At 37.6% G+C, this 21,263-nt stretch carries 26 protein-coding genes and 1 tRNA gene; 2 read left to right on the forward strand and 25 right to left on the reverse strand.

Annotation, left to right across the window (positions count from 1 at the left end):
- Positions 1–502: 502 nt before the first annotated feature.
- The 6 genes from ACIQZA_RS08155 to ACIQZA_RS08180 all read right to left on the reverse strand — a co-directional run bounded on the left by ACIQZA_RS08155 (position 503) and on the right by ACIQZA_RS08180 (position 3,897).
- Positions 503–745: a helix-turn-helix domain-containing protein gene (locus ACIQZA_RS08155; protein ID WP_402883022.1), complete on the reverse strand. Its 243-nt coding sequence runs from the start codon at positions 743–745 to the stop codon at positions 503–505.
- Between the two features lie 64 nt (positions 746–809).
- The gene (locus tag ACIQZA_RS08160; protein ID WP_402883024.1) at positions 810–1,769 is read right to left on the reverse strand and encodes a hypothetical protein; all 960 of its coding nucleotides are present in this window, start codon (positions 1,767–1,769) and stop codon (positions 810–812) included.
- Between the two features lie 242 nt (positions 1,770–2,011).
- On the reverse strand, positions 2,012–2,497 hold the full coding sequence (locus ACIQZA_RS08165; RefSeq protein ID WP_402883027.1) for a helix-turn-helix domain-containing protein: 486 nt from the start codon (positions 2,495–2,497) through the stop codon (positions 2,012–2,014).
- Positions 2,498–2,510: 13 nt separating this feature from the next.
- Positions 2,511–2,681 carry a hypothetical protein gene (locus ACIQZA_RS08170; protein ID WP_402883029.1) on the reverse strand — a complete coding sequence of 57 codons (171 nt, stop codon included), beginning with the start codon at positions 2,679–2,681 and terminating at the stop codon, positions 2,511–2,513.
- Positions 2,682–3,250: 569 nt separating this feature from the next.
- Positions 3,251–3,481: a hypothetical protein gene (locus ACIQZA_RS08175; protein ID WP_402883030.1), complete on the reverse strand. Its 231-nt coding sequence runs from the start codon at positions 3,479–3,481 to the stop codon at positions 3,251–3,253.
- Positions 3,478–3,897 (reverse strand): hypothetical protein, encoded by a 420-nt coding sequence (locus ACIQZA_RS08180; protein WP_402883032.1) that lies wholly within the window; start codon positions 3,895–3,897, stop codon positions 3,478–3,480. The genes ACIQZA_RS08175 and ACIQZA_RS08180 overlap by 4 nt, the downstream gene beginning before the upstream one ends.
- A 168-nt stretch (positions 3,898–4,065) precedes the next feature.
- Here ACIQZA_RS08180 and ACIQZA_RS08185 point away from each other — a divergent pair, with 168 nt between their 5' ends.
- Positions 4,066–4,416, forward strand: coding sequence for a helix-turn-helix domain-containing protein (locus ACIQZA_RS08185; RefSeq protein ID WP_402883033.1), 351 nt, complete (start codon positions 4,066–4,068; stop codon positions 4,414–4,416).
- A 27-nt stretch (positions 4,417–4,443) separates the two neighbouring features.
- Here the strand turns inward: ACIQZA_RS08185 and ACIQZA_RS08190 are convergent, their stop codons facing one another.
- From ACIQZA_RS08190 to ACIQZA_RS08215, 6 genes are all read right to left on the reverse strand, one after another.
- The gene (locus tag ACIQZA_RS08190; RefSeq protein ID WP_402883035.1) at positions 4,444–4,866 is read right to left on the reverse strand and encodes a hypothetical protein; all 423 of its coding nucleotides are present in this window, start codon (positions 4,864–4,866) and stop codon (positions 4,444–4,446) included.
- A gap of 163 nt (positions 4,867–5,029) precedes the next feature.
- Complete coding sequence (locus ACIQZA_RS08195; protein WP_402883037.1) at positions 5,030–5,563, reverse strand: hypothetical protein; 534 nt, start codon at positions 5,561–5,563, stop codon at positions 5,030–5,032.
- Positions 5,560–5,748, reverse strand: coding sequence for a hypothetical protein (locus ACIQZA_RS08200; RefSeq protein ID WP_402883039.1), 189 nt, complete (start codon positions 5,746–5,748; stop codon positions 5,560–5,562). The genes ACIQZA_RS08195 and ACIQZA_RS08200 overlap by 4 nt, the downstream gene beginning before the upstream one ends.
- A 118-nt stretch (positions 5,749–5,866) precedes the next feature.
- On the reverse strand, positions 5,867–6,286 hold the full coding sequence (locus tag ACIQZA_RS08205) for a hypothetical protein (RefSeq protein WP_402883041.1): 420 nt from the start codon (positions 6,284–6,286) through the stop codon (positions 5,867–5,869).
- 724 nt (positions 6,287–7,010) lie between these two features.
- The gene (locus ACIQZA_RS08210; protein WP_402883043.1) at positions 7,011–8,003 is read right to left on the reverse strand and encodes a tyrosine-type recombinase/integrase; all 993 of its coding nucleotides are present in this window, start codon (positions 8,001–8,003) and stop codon (positions 7,011–7,013) included.
- Between the two features lie 123 nt (positions 8,004–8,126).
- Positions 8,127–8,200: transfer RNA gene (locus ACIQZA_RS08215), tRNA-Arg, on the reverse strand.
- Between the two features lie 724 nt (positions 8,201–8,924).
- Here ACIQZA_RS08215 and ACIQZA_RS08220 point away from each other — a divergent pair.
- Positions 8,925–9,590 carry a hypothetical protein gene (locus ACIQZA_RS08220; RefSeq protein ID WP_402883044.1) on the forward strand — a complete coding sequence of 222 codons (666 nt, stop codon included), beginning with the start codon at positions 8,925–8,927 and terminating at the stop codon, positions 9,588–9,590.
- Between the two features lie 2 nt (positions 9,591–9,592).
- On the opposite strand, the gene ACIQZA_RS08225 is transcribed toward ACIQZA_RS08220, so the two are convergent.
- The 13 genes from ACIQZA_RS08225 to ACIQZA_RS08285 all read right to left on the reverse strand — a co-directional run bounded on the left by ACIQZA_RS08225 (position 9,593) and on the right by ACIQZA_RS08285 (position 21,050).
- Positions 9,593–10,291 carry a YqjF family protein gene (locus ACIQZA_RS08225; protein WP_402883047.1) on the reverse strand — a complete coding sequence of 233 codons (699 nt, stop codon included), beginning with the start codon at positions 10,289–10,291 and terminating at the stop codon, positions 9,593–9,595.
- A 61-nt stretch (positions 10,292–10,352) separates the two neighbouring features.
- On the reverse strand, positions 10,353–10,526 hold the full coding sequence (locus ACIQZA_RS08230) for a DUF2639 domain-containing protein (protein WP_402883050.1): 174 nt from the start codon (positions 10,524–10,526) through the stop codon (positions 10,353–10,355).
- A 483-nt stretch (positions 10,527–11,009) separates the two neighbouring features.
- Positions 11,010–12,470: a protein adenylyltransferase SelO gene (locus ACIQZA_RS08235; RefSeq protein ID WP_402883052.1), complete on the reverse strand. Its 1,461-nt coding sequence runs from the start codon at positions 12,468–12,470 to the stop codon at positions 11,010–11,012.
- 590 nt (positions 12,471–13,060) lie between these two features.
- Entirely contained in the window at positions 13,061–13,564 is a 504-nt protein-coding gene (locus ACIQZA_RS08240; protein WP_402883054.1) for a metallophosphoesterase, read from the reverse strand.
- A gap of 12 nt (positions 13,565–13,576) precedes the next feature.
- Positions 13,577–14,170 carry an XTP/dITP diphosphatase gene (locus ACIQZA_RS08245; RefSeq protein ID WP_402883057.1) on the reverse strand — a complete coding sequence of 198 codons (594 nt, stop codon included), beginning with the start codon at positions 14,168–14,170 and terminating at the stop codon, positions 13,577–13,579.
- 1 nt (position 14,171) lies between these two features.
- Positions 14,172–14,921 (reverse strand): ribonuclease PH, encoded by a 750-nt coding sequence (gene rph / locus ACIQZA_RS08250; protein WP_132357125.1) that lies wholly within the window; start codon positions 14,919–14,921, stop codon positions 14,172–14,174.
- Between the two features lie 132 nt (positions 14,922–15,053).
- Positions 15,054–15,851, reverse strand: a complete 798-nt coding sequence (racE, locus tag ACIQZA_RS08255; RefSeq protein ID WP_142508867.1) for a glutamate racemase — start codon at positions 15,849–15,851, stop codon at positions 15,054–15,056.
- Positions 15,852–15,861: 10 nt separating this feature from the next.
- Positions 15,862–16,314, reverse strand: a complete 453-nt coding sequence (locus ACIQZA_RS08260) for a MarR family winged helix-turn-helix transcriptional regulator (RefSeq protein ID WP_323653188.1) — start codon at positions 16,312–16,314, stop codon at positions 15,862–15,864.
- A 75-nt stretch (positions 16,315–16,389) separates the two neighbouring features.
- On the reverse strand, positions 16,390–16,611 hold the full coding sequence (locus ACIQZA_RS08265) for a helix-turn-helix domain-containing protein (RefSeq protein WP_004226437.1): 222 nt from the start codon (positions 16,609–16,611) through the stop codon (positions 16,390–16,392).
- Positions 16,612–17,005: 394 nt separating this feature from the next.
- Positions 17,006–17,464 (reverse strand): acyl-CoA thioesterase, encoded by a 459-nt coding sequence (locus tag ACIQZA_RS08270; RefSeq protein WP_400932563.1) that lies wholly within the window; start codon positions 17,462–17,464, stop codon positions 17,006–17,008.
- A gap of 370 nt (positions 17,465–17,834) precedes the next feature.
- The gene (gene sdhB, locus ACIQZA_RS08275) at positions 17,835–18,614 is read right to left on the reverse strand and encodes a succinate dehydrogenase iron-sulfur subunit (RefSeq protein WP_142508864.1); all 780 of its coding nucleotides are present in this window, start codon (positions 18,612–18,614) and stop codon (positions 17,835–17,837) included.
- Positions 18,615–18,619: 5 nt separating this feature from the next.
- A complete protein-coding gene (sdhA, locus tag ACIQZA_RS08280; RefSeq protein ID WP_142508863.1) occupies positions 18,620–20,374 on the reverse strand; it encodes a succinate dehydrogenase flavoprotein subunit in 1,755 nt (584 codons plus the stop codon).
- A gap of 67 nt (positions 20,375–20,441) precedes the next feature.
- Positions 20,442–21,050, reverse strand: a complete 609-nt coding sequence (locus ACIQZA_RS08285) for a succinate dehydrogenase cytochrome b558 subunit (RefSeq protein WP_132357131.1) — start codon at positions 21,048–21,050, stop codon at positions 20,442–20,444.
- Positions 21,051–21,263 lie beyond the last annotated feature (213 nt).

Genomic DNA, 21,263 nt, shown 5'->3' on the forward strand with positions numbered 1-21,263 from the left:
AGGTGTATTTATTTTTTGTTTTAACTTTTCAGATTCACTTTTAAAGCGTGTATAATCACGCAAATCACCCCACTTATTCGGCACTACTATCACCCCCTTAAAAAGACTACATATATGAACATAAATCCGTCGTTTCGCTTGATTTAAGCGACGATAGAACACTAGGTAAGGTGTTTGTTCATCCGAACACTAGCCCGTGTCTAACGACGGTGTTTCTACGATTTCATGTACACTTTTGTTAATGCGTTTTTCAATGCGCTTCGCTGCTCGATAGTCCGATTCGGGAACTCGCCATTGCAAGCCGACAACTCGTCCATTCTTTTGATATGTTGCTATGATGCTCCAATCACGCGACCTTTTAATGTTGCGAATTTCACGATCGTGCGAGGTATCGACGTAGAGTGCGAACGTGGATTCCGTCTGTCTCCAAAGCTCTGCGGTAATATCAGTCATCCCCTTTGCTGTTTATTGGCTGATTTTCAAAATGCTTTACTTTTGACTTTTAATGTGTTACCGTGTAATCATGGATAATTCCATTTAATTTTTCGAAATTACGCAAAAAAGCAATAAACTCATCTGTAATTTCAAACTGTCGAGTGACAGCAGTTAATAATGCAGCAGACGGATATTTCCGCATATTCTCTACTTCACTAATCGTTGATCGTGTGTAACCAATTCGAGATGCAAACTCAGCTTGCGTTAATCCGTGAAACTTACGTAACGACTTAATAGTGTGCGGTCTCATCGTTTGTCCTCCTTTGTATTCTATTGTTCAATATTGACGCTACTACCTTAAAAATAAATGCGGGCTATTGCCCTTCACTAATATAGGGGTTCGTCCGACGGATAATCTGACGATAAACGGCTATTTTATCAACTTTTTCAGCAACTATTTGGGCTTGTTTAGCTTCGGCCAACGTTTTATATTTGACCATTTCTCCATGCTCATAACTTTCATTTTTCAGTTTTGCTTTGAACATAGGCTTCTTCTTCATTATCTCCGTTTCAACCTTATAGGATGGCTGCGTTTCCTCACGAAGTCTAAACCGATCATCTATCGACTCACTATATAAAGGCAAATAATACTCAATCGGTAAATACGAGCCTGTTTTATCGAATCGCTTTTTCGATTCATGCGAAGCCTTACGGCATGTATCACAACAGAATCGGCTATCTACTCGCTTTGATTTCGCATCGCGGAAGTTAACTTCTATAGCGAACATGTTCAGACAAAACATGTACTTACATCTACGAAACTTCTTACGCTCGTGGACGTAATACGAGTAATCTAGTACGGTAGAATAATACGACAGCGCGTCGAATCCAAACGTGTAAACCAGCGCCGTATATCGAAGTAGCGACCATTCAATCTTCGACATTAAATCGTTGTATAAATCCGTAATTGTAAATTCGGACCTCTCAACGTAAGCCCTATCGAAAACAGGCGGATTTGCTTGAATACTCTTACGCTCTAGGTGCTCCGATAATTTGCCGAACTCCCTGGCCATCCCTTCCAACGTTGTAACCTTCGCTGTTTTTAGTGGTACGTCATCTACATTTGCAAACCGCTCAAGTATTGACGGATTTTTAGATTTCGGCATATCTTCGCTAGTCTTGACGTAATGGTACGCCTTGGTGATTTTATGCGTATATATAGAGCCTGGATAGACGTTTTCATACGTTATAGTGATTCCGTCAGCTTTTGCATATTCAATTAGTGCGAACGTTGTTTTACTGGCTTTCATTTTGGCTGCGACTGCTTTCGTCATTGGCTGTCCTCCATTTTCGTGGTGTAAAAATTTAACCACACGTTGTATTTTTTGTTCATGCTCTATTAAATACCATCACTAATATATGAGAGTGATAGATAGCGTTTATTAATGCACTCTTTTAAGCATTAATGAGCGCTAAATGTTTTAAGTCTTTATACGTAAGTCTTGGTAAGTAAGTATTAATACGGTACAATTTTTACACATCAGATTTATAAAATTTACACATCTGAGTTTCATAGCTACAATAAACCCGCTTTTGCGGCTGCCTGTTTCTCTCTAAATTGGGACTGTCGATCATGCCTTTTTTGTTTATCTTGCTCGCGTGATGCTTCGTGTTTTAATCGCTTCGCTTTCGCTTCGGGAAATCTCATTTCAAACGATAGTCGATTATCGATTGGGCGTTTGAAGAAGTACACAACGTTGTCGTGGTCAGGGTGACGCTCCACATCAATTAATCCAAGATGCTTTAGCGTACCAATAGCGGTGCTAACAGTACTCCGGCTTGTACACAATGCATCTGCAATCTGATCCTGCGTCGGAAATGCGTAACCATACTTCGAGTTATGGCGATGCAGTAGGAATAGATACACGTTTGTACATGCGTGTGTATACCTCGGATGAAATGCGTAAATTTCAAATATAGCGTTGGGAATACCTGTCCAACCTGCGTCGTACTTGTAAGGTAAAGCAGTTTGGGCCTCGATTGTTTGTTTTTGTTCCGTCACATTATCGTCTCCTTTAGCAGTTTAATAGATTAGCTGCGAATAACCCATTACTTTTTTCATCATAAATTTGATTTTCAAACCCTGTTGATTTATATACGGATAGTCCTTTAATTGCCGTTAATACCTCTAAAGCTTTTTGCTCAACTGTTTTAGTTACCTCGATTGTGTTTGTTGTGTTTGTCATAATAAAATCTCTCCCTTTTTATAATTAGTTGTTTTTGTTATATATGAACGCCGATTGACCGACGGAATTGCCTCCTACTTTATATACCCGAATGAAATTTCAGTTTCGGACATATTTCCGATAATAATTTCTTCCTACTTCTTATTCCCATGTAAAACTCCATTTCGATATCACTTTTTATAAAATTCTCGTTACACTATATACTGCACACTAAAACGTCCTATTTTGGGACAACTCACCTCTTACTTTTAAATACCGATTTTTCAACGTGATTTGCGACAAGCTACGAGAAAAACTTTCGCCTACTATATAAAGCGGACTTGAATTGTCCATTTTGCAGCAAATTTAAGAAAAAACTTTTCCTACTTTATCCTGGTCTGCAAAAACTAAATTTGTTAACACTTCCGGCAAAAAATTTATTCCTACTGACTTATATCCATAAAATTTCCGTTTGGCGCACTTTCAGAAAGCCTTTTTATGTCGATTTTGTGACAAATTAATAATTATCCTTTCTACTTATCTAATATAGAAAGATTTCCTAATCCGTACATTTTGACGAAAACAAATTTTTATAAATTTTTCATCCCATATATAAACAAAACTACTGCAATCGAGAATGCTGTCGTTCCGTAATACCACTTTCTAAGTTCTCCTTCTTCTCCATTCGGTCCAAAGAAGAACGCATCAAACTTTTTTGAGGAACTTCCTACTATTGAAACAGCTTGTGTTAATAATCGTAGGTATGCTTTAGTGTACGATTTTGCAGTCACAGGAACTTGTCTCATTAACTTTTCCTTCATACAACCACCTCCAACAAACAATGCTCCCTTTCATTGACAATTAATGCATTGTAGAAGTCGTTTCTTATAACATAAGTAGATTCATTTAAATAAAATGTCTTATTCTCACTTCCACCTAGAGTAAGCACAGTTTGCCAAGAATTATTTTCAGCCTTTGCCGTAAGTATCTGAGCTTCTCTGTCCTCAACTAATCGAGCAACAAACTCTTTGCACTTTCGGCTATATTTATCGATCATTTCTTTAACATAGCGAGGAACTGTTTTCTTTGTACGAACGTGTTTCCCTTTAGTATTGCGTCGAGTTACCCATATTTCTTGTGAATACGTACCAGTTTTTCTGATCAGCACTACACGATATTCAATGCCCCATAAACCATTTTCAGATAACCAGTGACCTTCTTTTAAAATTTTGAACATTTTACCAACCTCCTGATATCCTTTTATACGTTTAAGAGTATAATTGTTAAAAAAAATATGCGTCTTTTCATACGCCTAAGAGTATAATAACTTTAAAAATATTGCGTGTCAACATTTTATTCGCATAAACGTATAAAAGTATGATAAACTTTAATTGAGGTGATAAAAGTGAGTGATTTAACAGGTGAAGAAGCATTAAAAGCCTTATATGCACAAGATGATAATGATGAGCCAGAATATGATCCGGTTCATATTATTTTTCATTTAAAGGCCCGTATGAAAGAACGTGGATTAACTCAACAGCAGCTTGCTGATATAAGTGGAGTTCGACAAGCTACTATTAGTCAGTTATGTCGAGGCAATATCGAGCGACTACACATACCAACTCTAGAAAAAATTGCCGCAGCGATGAATATAACTGATATAACACAGTTATTATCATTTTTACCGGAAAGTGAAATCATGTCTGGTGGTAACCCTTATGATATTGTTTTCGAAAACGATGAAAAAAACGCCTAGTAAATTAAACTAGGCGTTTAAATAATTTTATTCAAAACTAAATACTTCTTCTCTTAATTGAAAGTTTTCCTTTAATATTGTTTCTATATGCCATTTATTAAATCTTTCTTTTTTAATACCCTCTGGATAATTGAAGTTACCATCAGACATAGTGATTACACCAACAACTTTTATGTCATTAGGATTACTTACACTCTCTACCTTTATTGCTACCAACTCTTCAAATTCTTGAGCAAATATACTCAACTGTTTATCAAAGATTTTTAACTGTATAGATTTATTATTTTTACTATACCCAAAGTTTTTACCTTCTAATTCATCAATATTAAATGTAGACTGGATTATTTCGTCTACATAACTTACAACGTTTTGAACATTCGAAAATTCATCAACTCTGTTTGCATCTATTACTTTTTCGCTAAGCTTTTCAACCCAATTATCTTTTTCCATTTTATTAACTCCTTCACAAATATTGCATTTACAGCCTACGATTTTTCAATAATAATTAACTTCGTTGAAAGCGCAGGTCGACTATTTGGCAAGTGCTTTTTATATAGATTATAGTATTTTATGATAGCTAGTATAATTCTAAAAAAGTCTCAAGTAATTCAATTTATAATAACCCATACTTCCTACATGATTCTTGCATCTCCTCATAGTCCTTAGTAGGAAGAGTAAGCTTCAAGAGTTTATAAGTGTTCTTTAGATTAGATTTTCTTGTAGTTGAAGATGTAGTTATTTCAAATTTATTAAATTTCAATTCTTCTATTATTCCATAAATTCTTAACTGTATTATCGCCCATTCTTTTAAACCCTGATGGGTTTCACCTTGAAATTGTTTAAATGCTTTGTTATTAAATAAATTCTGATTTATTATTTTCGCCGAAAAATAATCTAAGTAGTTTACAAAAGCTGTGTATCTTGTATTTAAATTGTTATAAGCTTCTAAGTCATTTTGAGAACTGACATATGTAGCTAATGCAAGTTCAAGCTCTATTTTCAAATTAATCATTATTTCTAAATATTCGTAAAACCTATCGGTGTCTTTCTTTTTAGATTGAATAATACCAATTGTAGCTATTACTCCTGCCAATACTAAAGATACAAAACCACTTAAATTTCCAATTAACCCGATAATCTCACTCATTTTTTCTTATCTTTTTCAGACTCAATTTGGCTCAATAAACTTACAAGACTACTATTATCGTGTTCTCTTAATGCTTCATAATTATGACTGCCTTTTTCGATTTTTTCATTTAAATGTTCCCTATAATCTTCCCTATAATCTCGCTTTTGTTCTCGATTATTTTGATAGGTATTTTTTTCTTTCATTATACTCCCTCCTTCCTACATTATTCTAACATACAAATTATAACTTACTTTCAAATTAATGCCGAATTAAATATTTCATTACTGCTAAAATCCTCTAAAAATTAAAGCGCATTGTTAATTATAAATAAATTTTTTCCTTAATATAACTTTCAACTGCTAGCTTTGTAAAATCATCTAAAATATTAAACATAACTTTTCTGCTTAATAAGTTGTTTTTTTCACTTATAAATGTCCCAATATAAAATTCTTCGACAGTATTTACTTCTTGATTATTTTCTAATGTATTTATCTTTATAACATCAGCAAATCCATCTACCGAAATTAATAACTTCTTTTGTAGTACCGTTATCCTAATATATTTTTTCGAAGTCTTAGTGTAATTTAATACTAAACTACCTTCGAAGTTATTTTGACTAAAATAACCTTCGACCCATGAAAATAAAACATTAGTTATACTTTCAGAACCACTTCTTTCCGCCATTTTTAGACTATTTAAATCTACAAGTAACTCAACAACTTCTTCATTCCATTTCTCCACGAAATCACCCCCATTATAATATAGTATCTTCTTTTGTTAATTATAGATTCTATTTTTCTTACATTTTTGGTATAAATCTATTTACTTTTTATTATAATTTTGGCTGACTGAACTAGAGCGGAAGGCTGACCGCAAAATTATCTACCTTGTTCGCAAAACAAGGCTGAAATAGCGATGTTAAGGAACAAGATAGATAGTCCGGTTTGGCTGACGTCACCGTCGCGTTGAGTGTGCCGCCCTATTCAATTACGAGATTTCTCTCCGCATTTCTTTAACTCTCACCAATCCCTTGAGCGAGCTATAACGCTTGCAAACGCAATCTTACGTTGCACATTTAAGCCGCCGTTCCGATCATATTGTCGGGCTACGACACGTTAAGCATGAAATACGCTACTGCTCCGTAGAGCAATCGGTATCCTTCATTCAGCACTTATCGGTAGCTTTCAACGTTCAGCCGCAACGAGGAATAGGGAACTCGTAATCTGCAGCCTACGCTTAATTATTGCAACGGCTAAGCGATAACCTTCCAAGGTTAGATTAACGACGAATTGGTTGGCAAATCCTCGTCGGATTCCACTAAAAAATGGTGCACTTAATAGACCTCGGACTTGAACATTTTTTTACAAAATGCTAAAGTAAGGTTATAAATACACTATGGCGTCAGAAACTTTAGTGTAATCGTATTAAGTTAAGGTCTAGCGTTGCGAGCGCTAGGCTTTTTCTTTTATCTAAATTCACGTAGCTTGTCCGCTACTTCCTCCGGATCAAGATGCAAATAACGTGCAGTTACAGCAAAGTCACTGTGACCTAACGCTTTAGAAACTAACGCTAAATCTCCGTTACTACGCTTATAAATATCTTTCGCAAAACCTCTGCGTAGTGCGTGCGGATTGATATTTTCGATACCATATTTCCGTTTATAATAATTCAATCGCTTAGCAATCGCATTAGACTTAGGCGACTCGTCATTAACGATGCCTTTACCTTGATGCGTTAGAAATACAAACTTATTCTCTAATCCCTTTTCTTCACGAATAATCATATTTTGATTGAACAAAACTTCGAATATTTTCTGCAGCCTCATATCAAATGGCAATAATATAACTTTCCGATTCTTTAATAGTGCGCCATCAATACGGAGTAAACGATTTTCTAAATCTACATGGCGTTCCTCTAATGCAGATAATGTCGCAAGTCGGATACCTGTTTGATACATCGTTAATATCGCCGCAGCATCCCTCAACTCAATAAAATTAGATAGGTCGAGCTGGCGTAAAACGTTAAATACATCATCTTCCGTTGCGCCAAGCTTAATAGGCTCGTTCACGCGAATATTGATATTCCTCCAAAACATATCGTTAAGCCAACCGTTATTAAAACACTTGCCGAGAAACGCGCAGAAGCACTTCAAACGAACGCGCTTTGTCGTATCCTTTACTTTCATTTGCCCTAACCATTCGTAAATGGCATCAGCATCAATAGCAAGCAAGTATTCAACATCTGTCTTACGAACAAAATCGTTTACGTACGTTTCATAATCATGAACAGTACGCTCACGCAATCCGCTCGCTCGCATCTGTTTTACGATAATTTCTAACGCTTTTTCGATAGATAGCGCAGACTTCGGATTAACAACGATCGGGTTCCTGCTATCCTCCACGCTGAATATTCCGTTTAAATCCGTACTTACATTTAAACCGTTTCTTTTTTTAGACAACGCAAAAAAACCTCCTAACGTTTAGTTAGAAGGCGTTTCAATTTCCGCAGTTAGACCGCTTCATTGACCGCTATAAAACTACGCTAGAAGGTTGATTTGACGCGGTTTATACCGCAATAATGACGTCCCAGGAGGGATTCGAACCCCCGACCGACGGCTTAGAAGGCCGTTGCTCTATCCTGCTGAGCTACTGAGACATAATGTTATTTTATATGTAGTCCATATCAAGGACAATATTTATTATATGTGCTTTTTATCATAATGTCAACATTAATTTAACTATGAAGGCAAGGTTTGCCTCATATTAATATTATATGATTTCCAAAACCCCATTATGCCCTCCTCATCTCTACTTTTGCTAAAATATTGAAAAGCCATAAAACTCGCGGTGCGCAAGGAATAGGTAAAGGCATTGTACTTACGTATGTACGAAATAGTGCCTATATTGTTATTGCTGATGTAAATAAAGAATTAGTGCTTCGTAGGAAAAGATTTACTTTTGCTAGGTTATTCTGTTCTTCTTGTTCAAACAGAAGAAGTTACGAAAAAACAGGGCATCGTTTCTTTAATACAAAAAGTGGTTGATCATTTTTGCTACTATCCATATTTTAATTAATAATGCAGTGAAATTTCAACATAAATCTTTTTAAGACATAACATTGGATGAATGAAATGATATGATTCAAACAAATTCAACTTCTTTCAGCAGATGTCATGGAATTTTGCTAAGGCATAATTAATCAGCCCAACAAATAATTTCGTTACAGACATTTATCTAACAGTGGATGGTGGGATGAATAAAAAAAATGATGTATGAAGAAAAGCCATATTTACTCCTTTTACAAAAATTGTTCTTTTCATTTACAGAAATACCTTGGAGTATTCTACATTAGGAAGAAAATTAGAAGGAGTGGAAATACATTGTACCCATATTCAAACGGAAAATACGTAAGTCCCTTAAGCAAGCTCTATAATGCCTCTTACACACAGTATACTGCACCTATTCGCCATTTTTTACAGCCGCAGAACGATTATCGTCACTGTATCAGTAAGGCTGAATCGGATTTTATGGCAATGAATCGTATATTATGGATGGAGCATGTCAATTGGACGAGGATGACGATTATAAGTATTGTGTTTGGCTTACCTGATTTGCCATTTGTGCAAGAACGGCTGTTACAAAATGCAACGGACTTAGGCAATTGTCTACGTCCATTTTACGGCGACCAAATTGCTGATCGTTATGCTGAACTGATTAAAGAACATCTTCTAATTGCTGCGCAGTTAGTAACTGCAGCTGCCAAAGGAGATACTGCAACAGCGGATGCAAAGGAAAAGGAATGGTATCGTAATGCAGACGACATTGCAATATTTTTGAATCGAATTAATCCATACTTGAGTATTGAGGAAGTACAAAAAATGTTCTACACACATTTAGCTTTAACAAAAAAAGAAGCCGTAACTATGATTCAGAAAAACTATCAAGAGGATATTCAAGTTTTTGATGACATTGAAGCTGAGGCACTTGCTATGTCGGATATGATTGCAAGCGCCATTGTAATGCAATTTTGTTATCTCTTTTATTAACATTAATAAATCTTTTTGTTTTCCAAAATTGGTGGAAAAATTTTAGCCTGTTTACTTTTCGAATAATGAGCAATCGGTTGAATGCCTTGTATAGACTCCTTTACAAATGGAGCTAATGTGTTGCTTTCAATGTTAAAATGAACTCGCTGCAACTGCCATGGCATATGATTTATATCTATGCGAACTAGAGAACTCTTACATTTTGACCAAGAATGATAACGTTCCACTAACCATTTTTCAAAGGTAGAACTACTTATTTCACCGGCAATCGGTTGATACGAAATTTTCAACCTTTCATCCTGTGCACCATGATATAAACTTGTAAAAGAAAAATTATTCTCTTTTTGTTGTAAAGCTATTTTTGAATGACGATATGATAAACTGCCCTTTGTAGCTATTTGAACAATAAAACGATTCGTAACATCTGAATTAAAGAAATAGACTCCTTTCATGCCTTTATATGTAACATAAGTCCGGACATTAAGCTGCAAATGGGAACCTACTCCTGGGAATGGTGGTAGAAATCTTAGTCGTTGTCCTTTTACTTGAAAAAGGACAACACTAAGCCAAGCGTTATTTTCATAGAGATCCAGTTGCAACTCTTGCGGAATATACTGCTCTAAATCCTTAGGTGATACTGGCCAATGTAGAAACAACACATCTTGCCATATTTGCGTTAAAATCCACGGTTTACTCCACATAAAATAACTCCTTTCTGTAGTTAAATTCTTTCCTACAAAGGAGTTATTCAAACGAAAATGATTATTTTTGTTCTGAATCTAATGTTTCTATTGCAACATATCGGTAGTATAAACTGCGTAGTTCGGATTCTTTATAACTGCCTAAATGACTTTTATATTGTGGATGCACCAAAATACCATGATCTCGAAGTTGTTTCACAAACCAACCTTTTGAATACTTATGCACTTTACACATTCCCTTCACTACTATTCATAACATAGCGTATGCTCAGGAATTTGTGTAGTGACATTTTTTCAAAATAAAAAACGAAGAATTTATCCTTCGTTTTCAAACTGTTGGTAAATGTTGTTGTTCTTTAAATGAGGATCACGTTCCAGGCCACTCGCTTTCATACATAAGATACCATACTTTGTGATTGGTCGATTAGAACGGAGACTACCCGGCTCCTTGGGGATAAGCGTCACAGATAAGACCATCAGCGAGTATATAAGGGAACGAAAGCTAAAACGATCACGTCCTGTGAATAACGCTTTCACACAAAAAACATCCTGTTGCTGCCGCTACGTTATACTACGCTTTCGCCCAAAAAACATCTGTTGCCCCAAGCGGTTCATCGGGCGCCCCTAGGAAAGCGTTCAATCAGAACGGAAATCAACCCTTCGTTTTGCCGAAGGGTTATATTTTCGCATTAATTTCATTGACACAATAATTTTCAACTTATGTGCCACAAAACGTTCGATATGGTTGGTTAGATGGCGTTGGTAATGTCGCATATTCCTGCTGCTCCACACAATGTGCAAAAGGTTGAGCAAGAGCATCCATTAATCGCTCCATTACGCTATAGTCTCCCTGCTCAACAGCAGCCTCTAATGCCTCTTCTACACGGTGATTTCGCGGAATAACTGCTGGATTATGATTGCGCATTAATTGTTGAGACATGTCTTTTGTTTCTTGCTGTCTTTCTAGCCTTGCGAGCCAATTCTTATACCATTCTTTAAATTCATTTGTATTAAATAACGGTGAGTCATCAAATTTATCGAAGGTTAATGCGATAAATGTATTCGTATAGTCTGCTTGATGTTGATGCGTTAACTTCAGAAGCTCTTCAATGAGTGCAGCGTCCTGATCTTCTTCGTTAAATATCCCAAGCTTTGCCCTCATACCTGTTAGCCAGTTTGCATAATACAGCTGAGGATATTGCTTTAAAGTCTCTTGAGCTAAATGTATGGCAGCTTCCTGATTTTCATGAATTAACGGTATTAATGATTCAGCTAGTCGTGTTAAATTCCACCCTCCGATATTAGGCTGGTTTCCATAAGCATAGCGACCTTGTCGATCAATAGAGCTAAATACTGTCGCTGGATCATAAGTATCCATGAATGCACAAGGACCATAATCAATCGTCTCACCACTAATGGTCATATTATCTGTATTCATGACGCCATGAATAAAACCAACTAACTGCCATTTTGCGATGAGAGATGCTTGTTTCTTTATAACTTCCTGTAGAAGGGTCAGATAACGATTTTGAGTTACTTCAGCATTAGGAAAATGACGGTCCAAAGCATAATCAGCCAAAGCTTTTAGCTCATCCTCCGTTCCAAAGTTCGCTGCATATTGGAAGGTCCCTACTCGCAAATGACTGCTTGCAATACGGGTTAGAACTGCCCCTGGAAGCTCTGTTTCACGAAGGATCATTTCGCCTGTCGTCACAACAGCTAAACTTCGAGAGGTTGGAATGCCAAGTGCATACATGGCTTCACTAATAATATATTCACGAAGCATTGGACCAAGTGCTGCCCTGCCATCTCCGCCCCTGGAATAAGGAGTTCTTCCTGAGCCTTTTAGTGCGATATCCAAGCGTTCATAAGTTGGTGTTAGTTGTTCACCTAATAACAGTGCCCTGCCGTCTCCGAGCATATTAAAGTGACCAAATTGATGACCTGCGTATGCTTGTGCAATGGGCATGCCACCAGTCGGATTGTCGTTACCTGCAAAAATCGCTACCGCTTCCTCGCTTTGTAACGCATCGACGTTTAACCCAAGTGAATTGGCAACTGATTCATTTACCATTATTAACTTTGGTGAACGAACTGGATTTAAATTGATTGATGTATAAAAAATATTTGGTAAACGGGCATAACTGTTATCAAAATTCCATCTTAGTGTATTTTCCATGTTTTCTCCTTCGTTACGTTTATCTTTATTTTTTCTACTTCATCATAAACAATTCATAGCCATTTTTACCATTTGCAATTAACTTCTTTCAGCAATTGTTTTCTGTAGCGAAAGTAAAGCGTCAGCTACAATCATTTTTCTGTACAGAAAGCGTAGCGACAGGTACAGATGTTTTTTATAACGTAAGTGAAACGGCAATTATAGAATTCTCCCACCTCTAGATGAATGCAGATTTAAGCTACTTTTCAGCTTGTGTCCAAACATCGCTAAAATAGAGGAACCCAGTCTAAGAACGTCACGTCCTGAGGCAAGTTATCTGTGCGACAGCAACAACGACTGAGTGACGAACATCGGTGCTGTTGCTGCTGCCGCTTCGCTTTCGCGCAGATAAAGTCCTCTTGCTGACGCTTCGCTTTCGCACAGGCAAAAAACACGTTGCTGACGCTGCGTTAGCACTACGCTTTCGCGCAAAAAACATTTATTGGCCTAAGTACAAAGCCGATTCAGGACGCAATTATGCCGAGGCATAATTGATTGTGGGATAAAACAAAAAACGCTTAGTTTTCTAAAACTTAAGCGTTTTTGCTACATCATTTTCGCATAAACTTGTGGGTAGAAATAAAGTTATTATTATCCGTGAAGAACTTTACTTCAAAATACATATCTTCCACCTCTACAAGAGCAAAGCTTTTTTCTTTACGACCACGTGGTTTTAATAAGCTCCCTGGATTTAAAAATAACACATCATCAATCATTTCTGCCCCAAGGATATGAGAGTGACCAAAGCACGCAATTTGCGCGCCTACCTCTTTGGCACGATATGATAATGATAAAATTGAATTTTTAACATTGAATAAATGGCCGTGTGTTACAAAGACTGTGACACCCTCTAAATCGAAGTCTGCCTCATTAGGGAAGGCTTTATCGATATCACAATTTCCGCGTACTTTCTTCATGCCAGCCAATGCTTTATGCGAGAAAGGAAGCTCACTATCTCCACAATGAATGAAAGCATCGGCATTTGGGTAAAAGCTACGAACTTTTTCAATTACATTACTATCGCCATGTGTATCACTCATGACCAGTATTTGCATGGATATCACCTCTTATTTTATAAGATTAGGTAATTGTTCCTTCAACTTACGAATAGCATTCCCACGGTGTGAAATTGCTCCTTTTTCATCTGCTGCTAGCTCTGCCATCATACGATTTAAGCTTGGGACAAAGAAGACTGGATCATAACCAAATCCGTTTGTACCACGTTTTTCGTGTGCAATGACACCTTCACAAGTCCCAAAAACTGTTGTCGTTTCAAAACCAGGTCCTGCGATAGCGATGCAGCAGCAGAAGCGTGCTGTACGTTTTTCATCCTCGATATTTTTTAGGTTTTCTAACAGTTTAACCATGTTTGCTTCATCATCATGATCACCAGCATAACGTGCGGAATAAACACCTGGTTCACCATTTAATGCATCAACAGATAAGCCACTATCATCAGCAATAACAATTGTGTTTAACTCTTTTGCCAATGCTTCTGCCTTTAAAATTGCATTTTCCTCAAAGGTAGTGCCTGTTTCTTCTATTTCCATCTGTGGGGCAACATCAAACATCGTTACTACTTCATAACCAAGTGGACCAAATAGCGCTTCGAAATCTTTTGCTTTTCCTTTATTTTTAGTTGCAATGACTACTTGTTTCATGTTATTCATTTCCTCCCACTTTGTTAGCCAATTCACCTAGTGTCTCTTTTTGAAGTGCAATCAATTGTTGAATGCCTGCTTCACCTAACGCCAGCAGTTCATTTAACTCTTCACGAGAAAAGGTTGCTTCTTCACCTGTCCCTTGTAGCTCAACAAAGCGTCCTGCTCCTGTCATGACGATATTCATATCTACAGCAGCAGCGACATCTTCAACGTAGTTTAAATCTAAAATTGCTCCGTGATCCTCTACAATACCAACACTTGTTGCAGCTAAATAGTCTGTGATTGGGAATTTTGCTAATTGTTTTTCTTCTGCGAGCTTTGCAACTGCTTGTGTCATCGCTACAAATGCTCCTGTTATTGATGCTGTACGTGTTCCTCCGTCTGCTTGAATCACGTCACAGTCAATCCACACAGTACGCTCACCAAGTGCTTCTAAATCAACGACAGCACGTAATGCACGACCGATTAATCGTTGAATCTCCATTGTGCGGCCGTTGACTTTGCCGCGAGATGACTCACGTGCTGTACGCTGTGCTGTTGCACGAGGGAGCATCGAGTATTCTGCAGTGATCCACCCTTTGCCTTGTCCACGTAAAAATCCAGGAACCTTATCCTCAATCGTTGCTGTGCAAATTACTTTTGTATTGCCTACTTGAATTAACACTGAGCCTTCTGGGTGCAATAAATACTCACTATCTATTTTCACAGGACGCAGCGCATCTACATTTCTTCCATCAAATCTTGTCATAATTTTCGTTCCTCCTAAAATCTTTCGCGCACTCATCTTAACATAATTTTCACCTTCAAAAAAGTGCTCGGTCCCTTATGTACAATGCTAAAAACGGCAAAAATCAGCCTAGCCCATAGCTAAGCTGATTTTTTATTTTAATGTCAAACGTTTTATTTGGAGAGTACCTTGCTCAAGCCAACTTTCAGCAATTGAACGGAAAATAGGCACTGAACCAGTTGCATAAAATTTATGGGCAGGCACAGCGTCTGGGTCAGCCAATGTGCCATTATATTCAAGCATTTCTTGAACATCCTTTGCTGTTTCCTCTGCAGAAGAAAGCACAAAAACTTCTTCTCCTACAACAGCTTCAATTTGTTTTTGCAGAATAGGATAGTGCGTGCATCCTAGTATGACCGTATCAAATTGTTCATTTTTCAACGGCTTTAAGCCTTCCGCAATTAATTTATTTGCAAATTCACCTTTATATTCGCCACTTTCTACAAGTGGTACGAATGTTGGACAAGCAAGCGGAATAATATGAGTCGACGTATTCAATGATAATAAGGCTTCCTCATACGCCCCGCTTTTAATTGTTCCTTCTGTTGCAAGCACAACGACTTCATGTCGCTTCGTTTTCTTTACAGCTGCACGTGCGCCAGCATTAATAACGCCTAGTACCGGAAAAGGCATATTTCTTTGTAAACTTTCGAGTGCTACTGCAGTCGCTGTATTACAAGCAATGACGAGCATTTTGATATTCATTTTCTCTAGTGCTTTTGCCATTTGCCAAGTGAAGTTTCGTACTTCCTGACGACTTCTTGGACCATACGGACATCTTGCTGTATCACCAATATAATAGATTGTTTCGTTTGGTAATAGCTTCATTATTTCTTTTGCTACGGTTAAACCGCCTACTCCTGAATCAATAACGCCTATCGGGGCATTCATACTTTCCGCCTCAATCCTGTTTCATGTGTACATGTAGTTTTTCTAAATAGCTTGATAATTGCGCGACTTCTTGTTCATTAAAACCAACAAGCTTCTCTTGCAAATATTGCTGTCTTTTTTCAATAACCTCTTGAATAATGCGTTCGCCCTTCTCGAGAAGATGAACAACAACGACACGACGGTCGTTTTCGTCACGCATTCGCTTGACTAATTCATTTTTCTCCATTCGGTCCACTAGATCTGTTGTTGTACTAAAAGCTAAGTATAATCGATTTGACAGGTCGCCAATTGTAATATCTCCAAGCTCTTCTAACCACTGTAATGCAACAAATTGTGGCGGCGTAATCGCATATTGTGAAACAATCTCTCTTCCCTTTTGCTTCACAATCGCCGCTATATAGCGTAATTCCTTTTCAACCGTAGCAACGGTTTCAGGTGAGTGCTTTGTTACTTCATCCGACATATAACTATTCCACTCCTAAAAATACGTTGAATAGTTCTATTTTGTCGTTTTTTTTCTGAAATAGCAAGTGTCCAATTAGTCTAATTTAAATTCTTCTAAGCGTAACAGCTCAATTAACGCCTGAGATCGATTCGTTACACCTAACTTTTGAATTGTATTGGAAATGTGATTTCGCACTGTTTTTTCACTAATACCAAGTTGCTCTGCAATATCCCTCGTTGTTTTTTCAGCTAATAAAAGCGCAAATATTTCACGTTCTCGGTTCGTTAAAAGAGAACGATGATGAGAGCCATTCATTTTCAGTTACACCCTCCTCCCCCGCACGTATTGTAACTTATGTTAAGGAATGAGGAGCGGTGACGGCTATTTTCATGAATATCTCGTGTTTCCTAAAAAAATTCGGAAATTACTTCCACTCATTAATGAATTTTATGTAAAAGTGGATCATCACCATATCGAGTGGTTGATTTCCGTTCCGACTGGGCGCTTTCCTGCGGGCCGTCCGATGAGACGCTGATCCCCAAGGAGTCGCCCAGTCTCCACTCCAATCAACTTAATATTGCATACATTAAACAAATGTCATCCACAACCTTTTGTGATGGGATGAGCCGTAAAAATGCAATTTCAATCGTCAAGATCATTGTTTATACTTCTTTCCTCGATAGGGCTTTTTCGCAATCCGTTACCAATACTATAGGAACACCAAGCTTGCTAAGTGAGTTTTTTCTTTTTCAGATAATGGTACACTCTTGCCAGTTCGAGGGTTCATTTGCACTACCGTACCACGACCCGTAAAGCAAACTTCATCATGCTGGTTTTTCGCTAAGTAATGAATATCCAATGATGAGTTCCCTACTGTCGCTACTTTCGTATAGATTCTTAGCACATCATCAAAGAAAACCTGTTTCACGTAATCACACTGTAAGTCGGCTACAATCGGAATACCCTCTACATGTTCATCAATTGCTGATGGCATTAGAACATCTAAATGACGAAAATAATCAATTCGTGCTTGTTCAAAATATGTAAAGCTAACTGTATTGTTCATATGACCGTACATATCCGTTTCTGAAAAACGTACACGAACCTCAATAAAAAATGCAAAATCCTTTGCCCATTCCTGATAATCTCCGATATAATTTGCTTTCATCTTAGCCATCCCCCTAGTTTTCATTCGCTTCTTCCCAAAACAACAAATGGAATTAGCAAGTCATAAATGAATATAGATTCATTATAAAGGAAAACACTATATTATCATAGAAAATTCACATTTTCACTCGTTAAAACTCACTTTCTGTACACCCTTCTTGCGTAATTCGATCTTTTTATGCTGTAATGAAGACATCATATTTAGTTTATTACTCTTTCTTGAAAATGCCCCTATCCGAACTCCCTATTGTACGAAACTTTAATGGCGAGTTGGATTAAGTTTTATTCTACAAAATTATTTTTTATTTTTCATAGAAAAAAACTCCCTCACACATTCAGTGTAAGGGAGTTTGGGAGTAAAGCTTGTACTATTAGTCAACGTAGTGGTCAGAACCGAAGAAGTTACGGAACATTTGCACTGTAGTTGCACGGTTTAATGATGCGATAGATGTTGTTAAAGGAATACCTTTTGGACAAGCAGCTACACAGTTTTGTGAGTTACCGCAGTTTGCAAGGCCTCCATCACCCATGATTGCATTTAAACGTTCGTCTTTAATCATTGCACCAGTTGGGTGAGTGTTGAATAGACGTACTTGTGATAATGGTGCTGGTCCGATGAATGAAGCTTTTTCAGACACGTTTGGACATGCTTCCATACATACACCACAAGTCATACATTTAGATAATTCATAAGCCCATTGACGTTTACCTTCTGGCATACGTGGACCTTCACCTAAATCATAAGTACCATCGATTGGAACCCATGCTTTAACTTTTTTAAGTGCATTGAACATACGTTCACGGTCAACTTGTAAGTCACGAATAACTGGGAAAGTTTTCATAGGCTCAATTTTAATTGGCTCAGTCAATTGGTCAACAAGAGTTGAACATGATTGACGTGGGCGGCCATTGATAACCATTGAACATGCACCACAAACTTCTTCAAGACAGTTCATATCCCATGCTACTGGAGTAGTGTTTTCACCATTTTCAGTAACAGGATTTTTTTGAATTTCCATTAAAATAGAAATTACGTTCATACCATGACGGTAAGGCACTTGGAATTTTTGCCAGTAGCCATTGCCACCTTTTGTATCTTGACGTAAAATTTCAATTTTGACCATTCTTCCAGTATTAGCTGCGATATTCATAATTCTTAGTCTCCTTTCGCAGAGTAATCACGTTTACGTGGTGGAATTAATGAAACGTCGACTTCTTGGTACGTGATAATTGGATCACCAGTAGTTGGGTCAAATTTCGCCATAGTAGTTTTTAAGAACTGCTCATCATCACGGTTCGGGAAATCTGGCTTATAGTGTGCACCACGAGATTCGTTACGTAATAATGCACCTTTTGTCATTACTTTCGCAAGGTAAATCATATTTTTCAACTGACGCGTAAAGTGAGCACCTTGGTTACTCCATTTTTGTGTATCGTTGATGTTAATGTTTTCCCAACGTTTTTGGAATTCATCAAGTTTATTTAATGTATCTTGAAGTTGGTCGTTGTAACGTACTACTGTCATAGTAGCTGTCATCATTTCACCAAGCTCTTTATGAAGTAAGTAAGCGTTTTCTGTGCCGTCCATTTTCATGACAGCATCCCACTTAGCTTGTTCTTCTTGAACGCGTGCATCATAGATTTCTTGTGGAAGATCTTCCGCATGCTTTTTAAGATGTTTAACATAGTCTACTGCGTTTGGACCAGCAACCATACCACCATAAATAGCAGATAATAATGAGTTCGCACCAAGACGGTTTGCACCATGTTGAGAATAATCACATTCACCTGCTGCAAATAAACCAGGAATTTCAGTCATTTGGTTGTAGTCAACCCATAATCCACCCATTGAGTAGTGAACTGCTGGGAAAATTTTCATTGGTAATTTACGTGGATCATCACCTACGAATTTTTCGTAGATTTCAATAATACCACCAAGTTTTACATCTAATTCATGTGGATCTTTATGAGAAAGATCTAGGTATACCATGTTTTCACCGTTAATACCTAGTTTTTGGTTCACACAAACGTCGAAAATTTCACGTGTAGCAATATCACGTGGTACTAAGTTACCATATGCTGGGTATTTCTCTTCTAAGAAGTACCATGGTTTACCGTCTTTATAAGTCCAAATACGGCCACCTTCACCACGAGCTGATTCTGACATTAGACGGTTTTTGTCATCTCCAGGAATAGCTGTTGGGTGAATTTGAATGAACTCACCATTCGCGTAAGAAGCACCTTGTTGGTAAACGATAGAAGCAGCAGAACCTGTATTAATTACAGAGTTTGTTGTTTTACCGAAGATAATACCAGGGCCACCAGTCGCCATAATAACAGCATCTGCACGGAATGATTTAATTTCTTCTGTACGCATATCTTGCGCTACGATACCACGACAAACGCCGTCAGGATCGACTACTGCACCAAGGAATTCCCAGTGCTCATATTTGTTCACTAAACCAGCTACTTCGTGAGAACGAACTTGCTCGTCTAGTGCGTATAGTAATTGTTGACCCGTTGTTGCACCCGAGAAGGCTGTACGGTGCATTAAAGTACCACCGAAACGACGGAAATCAAGAAGACCTTCTGGTGTACGGTTGAACATTACACCCATACGATCCATTAAATGAATAATACCAGGGGCTGCATCACACATACCCTTAACTGGTGGTTGGTTCGCTAAGAAGTCCCCACCGTATACTGTATCATCGAAGTGAATCCAAGGAGAATCCCCTTCACCTTTTGTATTTACCGCACCATTAATTCCGCCCTGCGCACATACAGAGTGTGAGCGTTTTACAGGAACTAATGAGAATAAATCAACTTCAGTACCAACTTCAGCTGCTTTAATCGTTGCCATCAGACCAGCAAGACCGCCGCCGACAACAATTATTTTGCTTTTCGCCATGATTATTTCTCACTCCTCTTAAAAAATTGCAATGATTGCCATATGCTCTATAGTAGCTTCTATTACATTAAGCAAAAGCTAAAATAGCAGCCACACCAACTACACTTAGAATTACGAAAATAATGTTTGTTACATAAGTAGCAATCTTTTGAGACTGAGGAGATTGTGTAATACCCCAGCTTACTAGGAATGCCCATAAACCGTTAGATAAGTGGAAAGTTGCTGATATAATACCAACAATGTAGAATCCAAGCATGAATGGATTAGAAACGATATTTGCCATCATGTCGTAATCAACTTCTGTACCAAGTGCTTTTTGAATACGAGTTTGGAAAATATGCCATGCAATGAAGATCACTAAGAATACACCCGTGAAACGTTGTAATGAGAACATCCAGTTACGGTATGTGCTGAAACGTCCTGTATTTGGTGTAGCAGTGAATGCAATGTAGACACCATAAAATGCGTGGAACATTAATGGAATATAGATGACAATCCATTCAACTAGGATAAGGAATGGAATCTTTTCCATATTAGCGGTAGCTGCGTTGTAACTTTCTGCTCCGCCTGTTGCTGTAAAGTTAATGAACAGGTGCATCGTTAAAAACAGACCTACTGGAATGATACCAAGTAGAGAATGTAAGCGACGCCATAAAAACTCTCGATCTTTCGACAAGACTGTTACCCCCCTTAGTACTTAAAATAGCACAACTAAAGAAGTCATCATTTTGTAACTGATACTTCATTGACTGTGTATTTCATCATGGTACAATATTATGACATGTTTATTGTACTCTCAAGAGCTACGAGCGTCAAGGCAACTTAAAGTTTTTCATAGTCCTTATTAAAGAAGCAATCTAGTACATGACGCATCGTTTTTTCTCGAAAA

It is taken from the genome of Lysinibacillus sp. NPDC096382, assembly GCF_044762845.1.
Classification (GTDB): domain Bacteria; phylum Bacillota; class Bacilli; order Bacillales_A; family Planococcaceae; genus Lysinibacillus.

Excerpts from the sequence above, each read along its gene's own strand:
- ACIQZA_RS08155 (WP_402883022.1), bottom strand. The coding sequence starts at position 745 with ATGAGACCGCACACTATTAAGTCGTTACGTAAGTTTCACGGATTAACG.
- ACIQZA_RS08160 (WP_402883024.1), bottom strand. The coding sequence starts at position 1,769 with ATGACGAAAGCAGTCGCAGCCAAAATGAAAGCCAGTAAAACAACGTTC.
- ACIQZA_RS08170 (WP_402883029.1), bottom strand. The coding sequence starts at position 2,681 with ATGACAAACACAACAAACACAATCGAGGTAACTAAAACAGTTGAGCAA.
- ACIQZA_RS08175 (WP_402883030.1), bottom strand. The coding sequence starts at position 3,481 with ATGAAGGAAAAGTTAATGAGACAAGTTCCTGTGACTGCAAAATCGTAC.
- ACIQZA_RS08180 (WP_402883032.1), bottom strand. The coding sequence starts at position 3,897 with ATGTTCAAAATTTTAAAAGAAGGTCACTGGTTATCTGAAAATGGTTTA.
- ACIQZA_RS08190 (WP_402883035.1), bottom strand. The coding sequence starts at position 4,866 with ATGGAAAAAGATAATTGGGTTGAAAAGCTTAGCGAAAAAGTAATAGAT.
- ACIQZA_RS08195 (WP_402883037.1), bottom strand. The coding sequence starts at position 5,563 with ATGAGTGAGATTATCGGGTTAATTGGAAATTTAAGTGGTTTTGTATCT.
- ACIQZA_RS08200 (WP_402883039.1), bottom strand. The coding sequence starts at position 5,748 with ATGAAAGAAAAAAATACCTATCAAAATAATCGAGAACAAAAGCGAGAT.
- ACIQZA_RS08225 (WP_402883047.1), bottom strand. The coding sequence starts at position 10,291 with ATGTGGAGTAAACCGTGGATTTTAACGCAAATATGGCAAGATGTGTTG.
- ACIQZA_RS08230 (WP_402883050.1), bottom strand. The coding sequence starts at position 10,526 with ATGTGTAAAGTGCATAAGTATTCAAAAGGTTGGTTTGTGAAACAACTT.
- ACIQZA_RS08235 (WP_402883052.1), bottom strand. The coding sequence starts at position 12,470 with ATGGAAAATACACTAAGATGGAATTTTGATAACAGTTATGCCCGTTTA.
- ACIQZA_RS08240 (WP_402883054.1), bottom strand. The coding sequence starts at position 13,564 with ATGCAAATACTGGTCATGAGTGATACACATGGCGATAGTAATGTAATT.
- ACIQZA_RS08245 (WP_402883057.1), bottom strand. The coding sequence starts at position 14,170 with ATGAAACAAGTAGTCATTGCAACTAAAAATAAAGGAAAAGCAAAAGAT.
- rph (WP_132357125.1), bottom strand. The coding sequence starts at position 14,921 with ATGACAAGATTTGATGGAAGAAATGTAGATGCGCTGCGTCCTGTGAAA.
- racE (WP_142508867.1), bottom strand. The coding sequence starts at position 15,851 with ATGAATGCCCCGATAGGCGTTATTGATTCAGGAGTAGGCGGTTTAACC.
- ACIQZA_RS08260 (WP_323653188.1), bottom strand. The coding sequence starts at position 16,314 with ATGTCGGATGAAGTAACAAAGCACTCACCTGAAACCGTTGCTACGGTT.
- ACIQZA_RS08265 (WP_004226437.1), bottom strand. The coding sequence starts at position 16,611 with ATGAATGGCTCTCATCATCGTTCTCTTTTAACGAACCGAGAACGTGAA.
- ACIQZA_RS08270 (WP_400932563.1), bottom strand. The coding sequence starts at position 17,464 with ATGAAAGCAAATTATATCGGAGATTATCAGGAATGGGCAAAGGATTTT.
- sdhB (WP_142508864.1), bottom strand. The coding sequence starts at position 18,614 with ATGAATATCGCAGCTAATACTGGAAGAATGGTCAAAATTGAAATTTTA.
- sdhA (WP_142508863.1), bottom strand. The coding sequence starts at position 20,374 with ATGGCGAAAAGCAAAATAATTGTTGTCGGCGGCGGTCTTGCTGGTCTG.